Source organism: Brevibacterium sp. LE-L (genome assembly GCF_050214925.1).
Classification (GTDB): domain Bacteria; phylum Actinomycetota; class Actinomycetes; order Actinomycetales; family Brevibacteriaceae; genus Brevibacterium.
The window spans coordinates 3,795,145-3,809,059 of record NZ_CP189759.1 but is presented as its reverse complement, the minus strand read 5'-3'; the positions used below and the strand labels follow the sequence as shown (position 1 = coordinate 3,809,059).

Here is a 13,915-nt window from a genome sequence, read left to right as displayed (position 1 = left end):
AAGGGAGTTATCACTCGCGCTTTTGGGTAACTAAATTCGACACTAAAATGGGTCCATGAGCCCATTCGTGCGTAAGGTCCCCACAGCGTCCGGGGCCACCGCAGTGCAGATCGCTGACAAAACAGGTGGACGCTACCGCATCGTCGAGCACCTCGGTTCTGCCCACACCCCCGAGGAACTCGCAGCACTCATGGCTCTTGGCCGCGACAAACTCTACCCCGGCCAAGGAATCCTCGACTTCGACCACACCGACAAACCAGCCACAGCACCCGCGGTCGTGAAGTCGAGTCGGTCGCAAGTCATCGTCGATACGATCCGCGCCGCCTACCAACGGTTAGGGTTCGACACTGTTGATGACGAAGCCTTCTTCCAACTCGTCCTCGCCCGCCTGATCGAACCCACCTCGAAATCCGATAGCGTGAGAGTCCTTTCCGAGCTCGGTGTTGATGTCGTTCACCGCAACACGTTCCTGACCTGCCTCAAACGCGCCCGCGACCACAACTATCGCGACCAGATCGCAGCGAAGTGTTTCGACTACTCAGTGGCTACGACCGGGATCAGTCTGTTGCTCTACGACGTCACCACCTTATATTTTGAGGCTGAAAAGGAAGACAGTCTGCGAAAGGTCGGATACTCCAAAGAACGCCGAGTCGATCCACAGATCGTTGTCGGACTCCTCGTTGATCGAACAGGGTTCCCGTTAGAGATCGGGTGCTTCGAAGGCAACAAAGCAGAGACCCACACGATCATTCCCGTGATCAAACGCTTCCAAGACCGCCACCAAGTATCGGACATGGTCGTGGCTGCCGATGCCGGAATGCTCTCGTCGAAGAATTTGACTGAACTCGATGACGCAGGCCTGCGGTTCATTGTTGGTTCCAGGCAGGTCAAGGCCCCGCACGACCTGGCAACGTTTTTCGCCTGGAACGGCGAGTGGGCCGATGACCAGACCGTCATCGATACGATCACTCCTCGTGGCCAGAAACGACTTGCCCCACACCGAACACAAACGAGGTCGGAACCCGTCTGGGACGCGGAGTCGTTTCCGGATGCGTGGCGGGCGGTGTGGCAGTACCGACGCAAGAGAGCGATGCGTGACGAACAGACTCTGAATCTGCAGCGCAACCGAGCTATCAGCATCATCGAGGGAGACTCGCAACCGAAATCAGCGAGGTTCGTCAAAACCAAGGGAGCGGAGAAGGTCTTCGACGAGAAGGCCTATGACCGGGCGATGAAGCTCTCCGGGTTCAAGGGATACGTCACCAATATTCCAAAGACCATCATGCCGGCAAGGGAGGTCATCGGCAGCTATCACGACCTCTGGCATGTCGAACAGTCGTTTCGGATGTCGAAAACAGATCTGAACGCACGGCCGATGTTTCACCGGACCCGGGACGCGATCGAGGCTCATCTGACGGTCGTGTTCACTGCTTTGGGTGTGGCGAGGTTTATGCAAGACGCGTCAGGGGTGTCGTTGAAGAATGGACTGTGTCAAGTTGTTTCGACAGGAGAACACTATTTCCTCAAGCAGCCCGGTCGGCTGCCGATGATTCCGTCTCGGTGCGATCGAAGAACGACTCCATCGCCCGGGCAGGGATCTCATAGCCCAACGCCGAGTGACGCCTCTTCCGGTTGTAGAACACCTCGATATACTCCGCGACCGCCAGCCGTGCCCTTGCGCGAGTAGCGAATCGCTGACGATGGAACATCTCATTCTTCAACGAAGCGAAAAACGCCTCCGCGACCGCGTTGTCCCAACACACCCCAGTCCTGCCCACTGACAAGCGAACCTGCATCAATCGTGCGACTTCCGCATACTCCGCAGAGGTGTACTGGCTGCCTCGATCCGAATGCGCTATTGCGCCCTCGGCAACGTATCCGCCCTGGTAGGCGACCTTAAGAGCATCGATGATCAGACTCGTGCGCATATGCTTCGCCGTCGCCCACCCCACCACCATCCGGGTCGTGAGATCGATGACCGTGGCCAGGAACAACCACCCCTCACCCGTCTTCAGATAAGTGATGTCGCTGACCAGATGCGTCGTGGGTACCGGCGGGTTGAACTCCCGCCGCACCAGATCCGCCCTGTCCTGGGCATCGGCGGCAGGGATCGTGGTTCGCTTCGTTGCCCGGGGTTGGACACCCGCGATCCCGAGCTCGCGCATGATCGCAGCGACCAACCCCAGCGAAACGGTGATCCCTTCGGCTGCGAGATCCTTGTGGATCCGGCGAATGCCGTAGACCTTGTTCGACGCCAACCACAGGGCGTAGACCCGGTCGGCGACGATCTGGCGGCGACCACGCCTGGACTCAGGGTCCGGTTCGGTGTCCTGCCGGTTCTTCCACGCATAGTAGCCGGTGCGCTCAATTCCCAGAATCTGGGTCATCAAGGTGACGGGGAAGGCGCCTTCTTCGGTGTGGATCAGCTCGTACTTCGCGCTCACGGCTGTTCCTTCGCGAAGAAGGCCGCGGCTTTTTTCAAGAACGCGTTCTCCTGCTTCAAACGAGCGATTTCCTTGGCCATCTCGGCCGGGTCATCACTGTTGGCGTCGGGAGCGCGTCGAGCTGATCCGGAGCCGGTTCCTTCAGTGCCAGTGGCCTTCGCGACCCACCGGCCCAGCGTCGACTCGTTGATGTCGAGGTCGCGGGCGACTTCGGCTCGGGACTTCCCGAGGTCGGTGACCATCGCGACGGCGTCGGCCTTGAACTCCGAGGTGAACTCTCTGCGGGGCCGCCGCGGGGATTGGTTGGTAGTCATGTGCAGCAGTTTCCTTTCATCGGGTTCTGCTGTCTACTCAAATCATGACACCCCAGAAGATCATCTCGACGTTGCGTCCGTTGCGGGAGTTCACTGGCGTCATTGGTGATCAGGAGATCACGTTCGCCCCGGATATCCCGCCGGCGGCGAGGGAACTCCTCGACGCGCTACCGACTGGCCAATCACCTTGACTCCGCCAGGGTAACTAAACCTGTGCAACTCAGGTGGGCCAACGCTTGTAAGGCTCCGAAACCGATCAACTACGAAAGGGCATGCGCGACGGTAGAGCACGGCCGTCTCGGCGAGGGGAGACGAAACACCACGGGTGCCGGCATCCTCATGATGAGGACGACGGCACCCGTGGTGGTGTGACTCGGGATGGCTCGAAAGGTCAGTTCCCGATCGTGGCCTTCGCCTGGTTGTCGGCGGCCACGGTGGTCTGCGGTTCGGGCAGGGCCGCGTCCGCCTCGGGGGCATTCGTCGGCGCACCATGGACATCAGGCTCGAGCGAGAGCTCGTCGAACGGGTCCTGACCGGACAGGGTGGCACGGGCCTGGTCGATGTCGATCTCGTGGGTCCACTTGCCGATGAGCAGGGTGGCCACGGCGTTGCCGGTGAAGTTCGTCAGGGCACGGCACTCGGACATGAACTTGTCGATGCCGACGATGACGCCCATGCCGTCGAGGAGTTCGGGGCGGTGTGACTGCAGGCCCGCGGCCAGCGTTGCCAGTCCCGCACCGGAGACTCCGGCGGCACCCTTCGAAGCGATGATCATGAACACCAGCAGCGAGATCTGCTCGCCCAGGCTCATCGGCATGCCCATCGCAGTGGAGACGAACAGCGAGGCCATGGTCAGGTAGATGGCGGTGCCGTCGAGGTTGAACGAATACCCGGTGGGCACGGTGATGCCCACGACGGGCTTCGAGACTCCCGCATGCTCCATCTTCGCGATCAGACGCGGCAGAGCCGACTCCGAGGACGAGGTGGAGAAGATGAGCAGGAATTCCCTGGCCAGGTACTTCAGCAGCAGGAAGATGTTGAGGCCGGTGACGATCTTGAGGATGGAGCCCAGGACGATGACGATGAACAGAGCGCAGGTGAGGTAGAAGGCTCCCATGAGGGTCGCCATCGCACCGATTGCGGCCCAGCCGGTCTTGCCGACGACTGCGGCGATGGCACCGAAGGCGCCGACGGGGGCGGCCCACATGATCATCATCATGAGCTTGAAGACGACGGCCTGGATGTGGCCGATGCCCTTAAGCACTGGTTCGCCGGCCTTGCCCATGGACTGCAGGGCGAATCCGACGAGGAGGGCCAGCACCAGGGTCGGAAGGACCGCGATGTCACCGGGGATGAGGCTCATGAGGAAGTCAACGGTGCCGTTGGATTCCCCACCGGCAGCAGCCTCGTAGGGTTCGAGCTTGAGGCCCGTGCCGGGGTGGATGAGGTTGCCGACGACGAGGCCGATGACCAGGGCGAAGGTGGCCATGATGAGGAAGTAGATGAGCGCCAGACCGCCGACCTTGCCGACGGTGGCCGCCCGCGCCACCGAACCGACGCCGAGGACGATGGTGCAGAAGATGACCGGGGCGATGATCATCTTGATGAGTGCCACGAATGCTGTGCCCAAGGGCTTGAGCGCGATGCCGGCTTCGGGGGCGATGAGCCCGATGGCGGCGCCGGCGATGACCGCGACGATGACCATGATGTAGAGCCAGTGTGTCCGGTCCTTCTTCCGCTGCGGTGCACCCGATTCGGGGGTGCTCGCAGCGGCGGCGATCTCCTTGTCGAAGGAGCCGCTTTCCTGGTGTGGCGACGTTGCCATGATTCCTCCATCTGCTTCTTCGCAACCGCACCCGCCAGCGGGCGTGATTGCACGCGACTGCTGGCCGCGGTGGTGATGTACGCGACAACTCTGTCAGCGGATGTGACCGGTGTCTCGGTTGCGTTCATAGTGTTCACGCAAGGAGTGACGCGAGCACCGAGGCGGCGAGCAGGCGGGGAGGATCAGGTGTGCGGCGTGTCTTTCTGCGGCTTTTCGACGTGGGCAGGCGCGTCCGCCTGTTCGAGGGTCTTGCGGGCGATCGGACAGGTGATGATGAGCTTGAGCCGTCTGCCTTTGACGTCTTCGACGGCCCTGCGCATGAGTTCCCGGCGGTGGCGATCGGCCTGTGTGGATTCGATGGCTTCGCAGTAGATGAACATGACCTCGTTGGCGTCACGCTCGAGCTTGTAGTGGAGTGCGGCGACGAGCTGACCGGGAAGGTAGAGGTCGTACTTCGAGGACTCCTGGTTGTTGAGCAGTGTGTACATTCGCGGCTCCTTGAATGCGAGGGTCGATGGGTTCCGCGTAGGTGTGCGGTGACGTGGAGTGGGCGCGCTCACCAGTCGGGCTTCATCGGCACCGAGGCGGCAGCGGTGGTGGGCAGGTCGGCGAGGAAGGTCTCCGCCCAGTCGCGCGCGTCGTGTGCGGCGACAATGTCTGCCATCGCATCGATGTGGGCGTGGGTCCCCTCGGCGGCGATCTCGGCGGCCCGACGGATCGCGTCTTTGAGTCCCGTCCGGTCGTAGGGGTTGACGATCACGGCTTGGCTCAGCTCGTCGGCGGCGCCGGCGAACTCGGACAGCACGAGGGCACCGGCCCGACCGCGGCGGGCAGTGACGAATTCCTTGGCGACGAGGTTCATTCCGTCTCGCAGTGAGGTCACGAGCAGCACATCGGCGGCCAGGTGCAGTGCCACGGCGATGTCGGTCGAATAGGAGCGATGCGAGTAGTCGATGACATTCCGGCCGAGGGTGGAGAACCGGCCGTTGATGCGCCCCACCGTGTGTTCGACCTCGTCGCGCAGCTCCCGGTAGGCAGGGACGCCTTCTCTCGAAGGCACGGCGACTTGGACGAGGCACGTCGTCGCCGGATCGACGAGGCCGTCATTGAGCAGCTCCTCGAAGGCGAGCAGCCGGTGGAGGATCCCCTTCGAGTAGTCGAGCCGATCGACGCCGAGCATGAGCACATCGGGGTCGCCGAGATCCTTGCGGATGCGCCGAGCGGCCGCCTGCGCCGACGGGGACTGCGCGGCAGCCCGGATCTTGTCGACGTCGATCGACGTCGGATAGGAGCCGATGTGCTTATCCATCTGCTCGGGGTCTGTGCCCAGGAGTCGATGCAGGCCACGGCGGAAGTTGAAGGCATCGTCTTCGCGTTGGAAGCCGATGACATCGGCACCGAGGATGCCGTTGAGGATCTCGTCCCGCCATGGCAACTGTGCCAGCTGCTCAACGGGCGGGAAGGGAATGTAGTCGAAGAATCCGATGCGGACGTCGGGACGCTGGGCGCGGATCATCTCGGGCACGAGCTGCAGGTGGTAGTCGTGGACCCACACCGTGGCATCAGGAGCTGCGGCATCGACGACGGCCTGCGCGAATCGGGCATTGACGTCCCGATACGCTCGCCACCACGAGCGATGGATCTGAGGAGCGACGAAGAGGCCGTGGTGCAGAGGCCAGAGGGTGGCGCTGCAGAAGCCCTCGTGATAACGACGATGCTCGTCGACGCTCAGCGGAATCGGGATGAGCCGCATGTCGTCGAAATCGAACGGTGTGCCGTCACCGTCATGCGATCCGGTCCAGCCGATCCACGCGCCACGGTGGTCGCGGACGACGGGCGCCACGGCTGAACTCAAACCGCCGAGGGAGAACTCCCATGTCCCGTCATTGCGATCCACGGGGAGGCGATCGGCCACCACGATGAAGGAGTGCTTTTCGGAATCCGGCATCTCTACTCCTCTGTAGTGGTCGAACGGGCGCGTGGCGGCTTGTCGGCCAGCCGTGTTTACGCTGTAATCAAATTAGCAGAGAGATTTACGGGCACGCAATGTCGATGGTCGCCGACCGCCTCGCTGACCTCGACGTCGACCGCGTGCTCGACAGTGTCATCTCTGCGGTGGATCGGGATGGGTGGGTTCGGGGTCTGAATGGTGCGGTGGTAGCTTAGGGCCTCGTGCAGTGTTTACAGTGTAATCAGATTCAAAGAACTTCTCTCGACGTGACTTCTCATCCGAGTAGACTGGTCGTGCAAACCGTCCGGTCTGCGTCATCTCCAGCAGGGGAAGGAAGGTGCACGTGGTTCAGCAGCGACTCGATCGTGCCCAGGTCGTCGAGTCGGCGATCGCCTTCGTCGACGCCTGCGGTCTCGATGAACTCACGATGCGTCGCCTCGGAACTGCCTTGGACGTAGAGGCGATGGCGCTGTATCGGCACGTCTCCGGGCGTGCGGACCTGCTCGAAGCGATGGTCGATGAGCTCATCGACGGACTCTTCGATGACGAACTCATGACAGAGGACTCCCAGTCCTGGGAGGAGTACCTGCAGCGGGTCGCCAATGCCACGCGCAACCTGGCCTGCGCGCATCCGCGGATCTTCCCGCTCATCGCGACGCAGCCGCCGGAGGCTCCCTGGCTCCGTCCTCCTCTGCGCAGCGTGCGCTGGGTCGAGGACTTCCTGTCGTCGCTGTTGCGCTTCGGCTTCTCCGATGCGCAGGCCGTGGCCGCCTACAAAGCCTTCACCAGCTTCCTCGTCGGAGCCCTGCTGCTCCAGGTCGCGTCGACGGCCCCCGAGGTCCTGGGGGAGGAGGGCGAAAGCCATTCCACGGATCTTGCCGAACACCCGACTGTGCAGCGTCTGCAGAACCTGCTCATGGAAGACCACGCCCAGCGCGAGTTCGACGACGCCCTCGACGATCTCATCGAACGGATCCGCATCAGTACGCAGAGCTGAGGCTGTGGCGCCTTCGGACCCTCACGGATAGTCTGGGCTCAGCGACAATCCCACAACGAAGGAGCAGGTTATGAAACTCAGCACAGCACTTCTGCGCGCGGTTCCCGGCGCTTTCATCCTCAACTCGGGCATCGGCAAGCTCGGCATGGATGAAGAAACCGCCGCGGGCCTCCAGCAGATGGCCGCCAACGGTGTGCCGATGGTCGAGAACCTCACCGCGTCCCAGTTCGGGAAGTTCCTCAGCTACGGCGAGGTCGCGGTCGGATCCGCTCTGCTGCTTCCCTTCGTGCCCACCCGCATCGCCGGTGCTGCGCTGACGACCTTCGCCGCCGGCCTGGTCGCGAACTATTTCTCCATCGACTCGATGACCGAGGACGACGGAATCCGCCCGTCCGAGGACGGCATCCCCGTGGCCAAGGACACCTGGCTGGCCGCGATCGGACTGGCTCTCCTGATCTCCGGCGGCAAGAAGAAGTGACGGTCGGGCGGAATCGGGATCGATTCCGCCCCCGTGGCGGCCCTCTGGCCCGGCGGCTCTTCCTCGTCCAACTCGTCCTCATCATCCTCGTCTGCACCGCCCTGTCGGTGACCAGCTATGTGACGACCATGGGCAATATCCGCCAGGCCACCGCCGAACGGGTGCTCAGCATCGCCGAGACCCTCGCACACGACCCGTTCGTGAACACGGCGGTGACCGGCGACGATCCTTCGGCACAACTGCAGCCCTACGCACTGACCGTGATCGACACCGCCGAGGTCGACTTCATCACGATCATGGATCGCGACGGCACCCGTTACACCCACCCGGACCCTGCTCAGCTGGGCAGGCACTACCTCGGATCCACCGACCGGGCCCGGGCCGGTCACAGCCAGACCGAGGAGTACGTGGGCACGCTCGGCGCCTCGGTGCGAGCGATCGTGCCCATCGAGGACGCCGACGGCGAGGTCACCGCAATGGTCGCCGTCGGCGTGACCCTTGAGACCCTGTCCGTGGCGCAGGCGGCGTCGCTGCCGCAGATCATCATCGTCGCGCTCGCCGCGATCGCTCTCGGCGGACTCGGCTCCTGGCTGCTCAGCCGCTATCTGCGCGACGTGACGCTCGGCTACGGTCCCGAGGAGCTCAGGCGGCTCTTCGCGTTCTACGATTCGGCCCTGCATTCGCTGCGTGAGGGGCTCATCCTCGCCGATGACTCCGGTCGCCTCGTCCTCTACAACGACGAGGCCGCCGCCCTGCTCGGCCTGCCCGAGCCGGATGAGTCCACCCCCATCGCCCTCGCCGAGGTGGCCCTGCCCGAATCCGTGCGCGACCTGCTGTCGAGCGGTCGAGTCGCCGTCGACGAAATCCACCTGACCGAGGACCGAGTCCTCGTCATCAGCCAGAAGACGGCGAGTCAGCCGCGCAGCAGCGGCACCTCCCAGGCTGCGCGCGGTCGCGGCAGACGCAGGGGGCACAGCAGACGCAGGGGAAGCAGGGGCCGCGGGGCCGGGCGCGGCGGCACGGTGGCGACCCTGCGCGATCGCACCGACATCCAGGAGCTCACCGGGGAGCTGGCGACGATGACGACCCTGTCCGAGGCGCTGCGGGCGCAGACGCACGAACATGCGAACCGGCTGCACACCGTCTCGACTCTCATCGAACTTGGCCGCGCCCAGGAAGCACTCGACTTCGCAGTCAAGGACGAACAGGCATCCCAACGCCTCACCGACTCCTTCGTCGGTGCGCTCGACGAACCCTTCATCACCGCGCTGATGATCGGCAAGGCCGCCCAGGCTCACGAACGCGGCATCGAACTCACCGTCACCGCCACCGGCGAACTGCCGCCCGGGCGCCTCGACGCCCGCGACCTCGTCACCGTCGCCGGCAACCTCCTCGACAACGCCTTCGACGCGGCCGCGGACTCCGAGGAGAAGCACGTGTGGGCCGACTTCGTCGCCGCCGACGGGGAACTCATCATCACCATCGCCGACTCCGGCGACGGCGTCGCCGCGGAGGACATCGACGCGCTCTTCCACCTCGGCGCCTCGGGCAAACCCCACAGCGGGGGAGTGGGGCAGCACGGATTCGGACTCGTCCTGGTGCGGCAGGCGGTGCGCCGCCTCGGCGGGGACCTCGATGTCGAATCCGATGGCGGTGCGATCTTCACGGTTACACTCCCACTGGGGGCAGGTGCCGATGGGGAAGGAGCCGACGATGGACAGTGACGCCGTGGAGGCGGGAGCGCAGCTGCAGGTCCTCATCGTCGAGGACGATCCCACCACCGCCGAGGCGCACGCCGACTTCGTGCGCCGCATCCCCGGTTTCGCCGTCGCCGGCATCAGCTTGAGCGGCCGGGATGCGCTCACGACATTCGATGACCTCGCCGAGGCGGGCCGTGCCGTCGACATCGTGCTGCTCGACATGAACCTCACGGACTCGCACGGACTCGAGATCGCCGGGCGGTTGAACTCCCGCGGCCGCGATGTCGACATCATCGCGATCACCGCGGTGCGGCATCTGCAGGTGATCCGCTCGGCGATCGCAACGGGCATCACACAGTACCTCATCAAACCCTTCAGCTTCGCCGCGTTCAGGGAGAAGCTGGAGAACGCACGGGAGTTCCGCCGCGGGCTCACGGGGTCGGGGTCATTGGCGACTCAGGCCTCGGTCGACAATGCGCTGTCGGCTCTGCGTTCGGTCTCGGCCACACGCCTGCCCAAGGGGCTGATCGCCGAAACCCTCGACACGGTCTCGGCCGAAGTGCGCAAGTCCGCGGTTCCCGTCTCGGCCACCGAGGTCGGACAAGCGCTCGATCTCTCACGCGTGACCGTCCGCCGCTACCTCGAACATCTCGTCGCGACGAAGCAGGCGATCAAGCAGCCCCGCCACGGAACACCGGGCCGACCGGAGTACGAATACCGGTGGCTGTGAGCGAGCGAAGGAATCGCTTCCTTCGCCCGCTTTGCAGATCACGCACTGTTCGGCGCGCGTGAGAGGCCGCGGCTGTGAACCGCCTCAGTCGTTGAGGTGTTCGATCGCGTAGTCGGCTTCCGAGCTGGTGAATTGTTCGCCATACTCGCTCGTGAGCTGGTCGTGGATGGCGTTGGGTGACATCGCCATGTCGTCCTGGTAGCTCCGGGCCTTCTCGAGGGCGTTCTGGTTCCAGTCGGCTTCGACGTTGTCGATGGCATACTGGGCTGCCTCGTCTGAGAAGTCTTCGCCGTATTCGCTCGTCAGCTGATCGTAGATGCCCTGCTTGCTCATGTGCATCATGTCCGAGTAGGTCTCGGCCTTGGTCAGAGCGGACGAGTACTCGGCGGGCACGCTCGAGTCGTCCTCTTCCGCGGCCGGCTCTTCAGCGGGCTCTTCCTCCGCGGGCTCATCGGCAGGTTCCTCTTCGGCGGCCGGCTCGGCCTCGGCGGGTTCTTCGGCAGGTTCCTCGGCAGGTTCCTCGGCCGGTTCGGCCACGGGCGCTTCGTCGGCGGCTTCTTCTGCTTCGGAGACGATCGACGAATCGTCGGTCTGTGGTGTGGGGGCAGTGGCAGCGGCTATTCCGCCGAAGATGAGCCCCAGGACGAAGAAGATGCACGTGATGATCCAGGCGGTTTTCTTGTGCTGGTCATAGCCTTGCAGCGGCAGTCCCTGCTTGTCCTTCCGGGCGCCGACCAGGGTGATGATCAGGTCGATGAGGGACCATAAGCCCAAACCGCCGAAGGTGATGAGCTTGAGAATTCCGGTTCCGATCTTCCCGAGATAGAAGCGATCGGCACCGAGTCCGCCGAGCAGCCACGACAGCAACCATGTAGCGAGAAACGATTTCTGCCCGACAGTGGGCTGGTTGTGTCCGTATGAGGGCTGGGCAGGGTTCCACTGGCTCGGGTAGTTCATCGGCGCTGGAGGCTGCTGGGTCATTATCACTTCCGGATTCTTGAAGAGGGGTGTTCCACCAATCAATTATAGGTTAAAATTTCAACTGAAAACGTCAGATGTTGTCTCGGTTGTGTAACGATCGAACTCTGCCATAATCTGAGAACGCACGCCCCTGACCATCCCCGCAGCTCCCCGGCTGCATGCCTCGGCTCTGGCCGAGATGAGAGAAGAGATCCCCATCTGTGAAAGCTGAACCCGCGAAACGACCCGAGAACCCGGAAGCGCCGGCCTCAAGGCGGCCCTCGGCGTTCGAGGCGCAATTCGGTCCCCGCGCCGCCTCGGCGGCGGAATTCGCTGCAGCCATCGAGGTCGGCGAGTCCCTGACCGACGCCGAAGTCGACCGGCTGCGCCACTCGACCGGCGGTCGGATCCGAATCGCCGGCGCCATTCTCAGAGGCCGCAGCGATGCCGGTCTCCCGGCAGCCGACACCGACCCGGACCGCACCTTCGCCATGCTCGGCCCCGAGTTCACACCCACCCCGGCCGGACCGTCGCGCGAATCCGGGGCCCTGTACCTGCTCGCCCTGTTCTCAAGGGCCCCGCAGATCACGACGAGCATGATCGACCTGGTCCATTCGGCCTTCGCCTCCGCCGAGGTGGAAACGACGGCTGCCCCCGCGGACCTCACCTCACTGCTGACTGCAGAGGGCCTGCTCACCGTGTCCACCGGCACCGATGAGGTGTTCGCCGTCCCCGCTGTCATCCGCGCCCTCATGCGCCGAGTCACCGAAGTCGATGCGGATCTGGCCGAGAAGAGCCCCCGACAGGCCCTCAGCGCGGCAGTGGCCGATGCGGTCGGCCGGCAGCGTTCGGAGAGTCGGGCCGGACTCGGTGAAATCCTCGACCTCGTCGTCGAGACCAGAGACTGGCGTGCCCTCGAACGAGGGTGGACGCGGCGTTCGGTCAACGTCTTCGTCGACGTTCCCGGCGCCATCGAGGCCCTCCTCGGCGTCCCCGAAGATGTGCTGGCCGGCAACCCCATCCTCACCCTGGCCCGCAGCGCGGCACGCCGCATCGACTCGACCCGTCTGCGGCTCGGCACCGATGACATGGCCCAGCTGCTGGCTGCGACCGACTTCGACAGCATCGTGCTGCCCGAAATGGCCGGTCGGCTGTCCGCCGATCCTGCGGATGCGCTCACCGCGAACGAGGTGAGCGTGCTGACGATGCTCGAAGCGCGCTCGCATCGGCTGAACCGCGAGAGCAAAGCAGCACTGGACGTGATCGACCTCGGGCGGCAGCGCCTGCGCCGGATCGCTGCGCAAGCACCCGAGCCGACGCTCATGCTGCAGGCCGAACTCGACCTCGAACACGGACGGAACCTGGTCGCAGCCGGGCGTTTTCCCGAAGCGATGAGGGTGCTCGAACAGGTCGTCCGGTTCGCCGAGATCTACACACCGAACTCGCCCCACCCCCTGCTCTCCGGACTGGTGGTCACGGCTCTGGCCGGAATGGGCCACGGCCACGGGGTGGACATGGATCGCAGGCTCGCGCAGGCGCGGGTCAACGCTCGTCGGTTCGGGATGGATTCGCTTCCCGATGAACACACCGCCCTCTGCGTCGAGATGATGCGCAGCCTCGACCGGATAGACGTCGACGCTGCCGTGCGCTGCATACCCGCGCTCGAGGCGGCACGGCCGACCCAGTATCTCGGTCCGGTCCCCGACCTCGTCCACAGCCTGAGCTATGTGTACCTCGACTACGCCTCGATCGCGGCGAAGCTGTTGGCCGAGAGCGAGGAGGTCGGGTTCTCGCCGCAGGCCGGGGTTTCCAATGCGCGCTTCTCCGGCATGGTCAACATCCTCGGTCTCGTCCTGGTGGCCGCGGGGGACACGAAGGGCCTGCAGGACCTCGGCGATCACATGGGCCCGGAGAGTCCCGGATACTCGATCATCAAGGCGCGCCTGGCCCTGGCCTTCGGTCAGCACGACCGGCTGTGGACCACCACCGGGCAGATACTCGATGGCGATCAGGGACCCCGGATCAAGAGCTGTGCGATGGCGCTGCGCGTGGAGATGCTCCACCACGAAGGCCGCGCGGCCGAAGCATTCGAGGCCTTCGGCCACATGCTCGACTACTGTGCGATCACCTCCTCGGCGCTCGCCGTCGCCCAACTGTCGAAGGCCGCCCGAGAGGCGCTCATCTCCGCAACGGCCGAATGCACGAGATGGCGCGTCCTGGCCAGATCCTTCTGCGCCGAGGAGGTGACGGCGGCCGAACTGCAGAGACGGTTGCGTGAACTTCCCGAGACGGTGCCCGTGCCACCTGACTTCCAGACCGACCTCACCTCGGCCGAGATGTCGCTGCTCTTCGCCATCGACTCCCCGAAGTCCGTGGCACAGATCGCCAGGGACTTCGGAGTCGTGCCCGGAACACTGAAGAACCGGCTGTCGGCGTTGTACCGGAAGCTCGGGGTGCGCAGCCGGGCCGAGGCTGTTGCTTACGCTCACCGGAACCAGCGGGGGTAGGGCTCCTCA

General features: G+C 64.2%; 12 protein-coding genes and 1 pseudogene. 7 read left to right on the top strand and 6 right to left on the bottom strand.

The genetic code is table 11. The features are described from left to right. Positions 1–55 precede the first annotated feature (55 nt). Positions 56–1,687: an IS1634 family transposase gene (locus ACQE2J_RS17300; RefSeq protein WP_426936733.1), complete on the top strand. Its 1,632-nt coding sequence runs from the start codon at positions 56–58 to the stop codon at positions 1,685–1,687. Here ACQE2J_RS17300 and ACQE2J_RS17295 read toward each other — a convergent pair. Continuing rightward, positions 1,647–2,444, bottom strand: a pseudogene (locus ACQE2J_RS17295) (IS3 family transposase); the annotation flags it as partial. The gene ACQE2J_RS17300 and the pseudogene ACQE2J_RS17295 sit on opposite strands and share 41 nt — an antisense overlap. Further along, complete coding sequence (locus ACQE2J_RS17290) at positions 2,441–2,758, bottom strand: transposase (RefSeq protein ID WP_426936732.1); 318 nt, start codon at positions 2,756–2,758, stop codon at positions 2,441–2,443. The gene ACQE2J_RS17290 and the pseudogene ACQE2J_RS17295, both read right to left, overlap by 4 nt. A 44-nt stretch (positions 2,759–2,802) precedes the next feature. Here ACQE2J_RS17290 and ACQE2J_RS17285 point away from each other — a divergent pair, with 44 nt between their 5' ends. Beyond that, positions 2,803–2,949 carry a hypothetical protein gene (locus ACQE2J_RS17285; protein ID WP_426937540.1) on the top strand — a complete coding sequence of 49 codons (147 nt, stop codon included), beginning with the start codon at positions 2,803–2,805 and terminating at the stop codon, positions 2,947–2,949. 200 nt (positions 2,950–3,149) lie between these two features. Here the strand turns inward: ACQE2J_RS17285 and ACQE2J_RS17280 are convergent, their stop codons facing one another. From ACQE2J_RS17280 to ACQE2J_RS17270, 3 genes are all read right to left on the bottom strand, one after another. Further along, positions 3,150–4,583: a cation:dicarboxylate symporter family transporter gene (locus ACQE2J_RS17280; RefSeq protein WP_426936731.1), complete on the bottom strand. Its 1,434-nt coding sequence runs from the start codon at positions 4,581–4,583 to the stop codon at positions 3,150–3,152. 182 nt (positions 4,584–4,765) lie between these two features. Next, complete coding sequence (locus ACQE2J_RS17275; RefSeq protein WP_135542193.1) at positions 4,766–5,071, bottom strand: hypothetical protein; 306 nt, start codon at positions 5,069–5,071, stop codon at positions 4,766–4,768. Between the two features lie 68 nt (positions 5,072–5,139). Next, positions 5,140–6,531 (bottom strand): alpha,alpha-trehalose-phosphate synthase (UDP-forming), encoded by a 1,392-nt coding sequence (locus ACQE2J_RS17270; RefSeq protein WP_426936730.1) that lies wholly within the window; start codon positions 6,529–6,531, stop codon positions 5,140–5,142. A 346-nt stretch (positions 6,532–6,877) separates the two neighbouring features. Between ACQE2J_RS17270 and ACQE2J_RS17265 the strand changes: the two genes are divergently transcribed. The 4 genes from ACQE2J_RS17265 to ACQE2J_RS17250 all read left to right on the top strand — a co-directional run bounded on the left by ACQE2J_RS17265 (position 6,878) and on the right by ACQE2J_RS17250 (position 10,439). Continuing rightward, positions 6,878–7,531 carry a TetR/AcrR family transcriptional regulator gene (locus tag ACQE2J_RS17265; RefSeq protein ID WP_205683394.1) on the top strand — a complete coding sequence of 218 codons (654 nt, stop codon included), beginning with the start codon at positions 6,878–6,880 and terminating at the stop codon, positions 7,529–7,531. A 70-nt stretch (positions 7,532–7,601) separates the two neighbouring features. Then, positions 7,602–8,009: a hypothetical protein gene (locus ACQE2J_RS17260; RefSeq protein ID WP_135542189.1), complete on the top strand. Its 408-nt coding sequence runs from the start codon at positions 7,602–7,604 to the stop codon at positions 8,007–8,009. Then, entirely contained in the window at positions 8,006–9,733 is a 1,728-nt protein-coding gene (locus ACQE2J_RS17255; protein ID WP_426936729.1) for a sensor histidine kinase, read from the top strand. The genes ACQE2J_RS17260 and ACQE2J_RS17255 overlap by 4 nt, the downstream gene beginning before the upstream one ends. Further along, entirely contained in the window at positions 9,723–10,439 is a 717-nt protein-coding gene (locus tag ACQE2J_RS17250; RefSeq protein WP_135542187.1) for a response regulator, read from the top strand. Before ACQE2J_RS17255 ends, ACQE2J_RS17250 begins: the two co-directional genes overlap by 11 nt. Before the next feature lie 84 nt (positions 10,440–10,523). Here ACQE2J_RS17250 and ACQE2J_RS17245 read toward each other — a convergent pair whose 3' ends face one another. Beyond that, entirely contained in the window at positions 10,524–11,420 is an 897-nt protein-coding gene (locus tag ACQE2J_RS17245; RefSeq protein ID WP_426936728.1) for an Ltp family lipoprotein, read from the bottom strand. Between the two features lie 200 nt (positions 11,421–11,620). Here ACQE2J_RS17245 and ACQE2J_RS17240 point away from each other — a divergent pair, with 200 nt between their 5' ends. Further along, complete coding sequence (locus tag ACQE2J_RS17240) at positions 11,621–13,906, top strand: LuxR C-terminal-related transcriptional regulator (RefSeq protein WP_426936727.1); 2,286 nt, start codon at positions 11,621–11,623, stop codon at positions 13,904–13,906. Positions 13,907–13,915 lie beyond the last annotated feature (9 nt).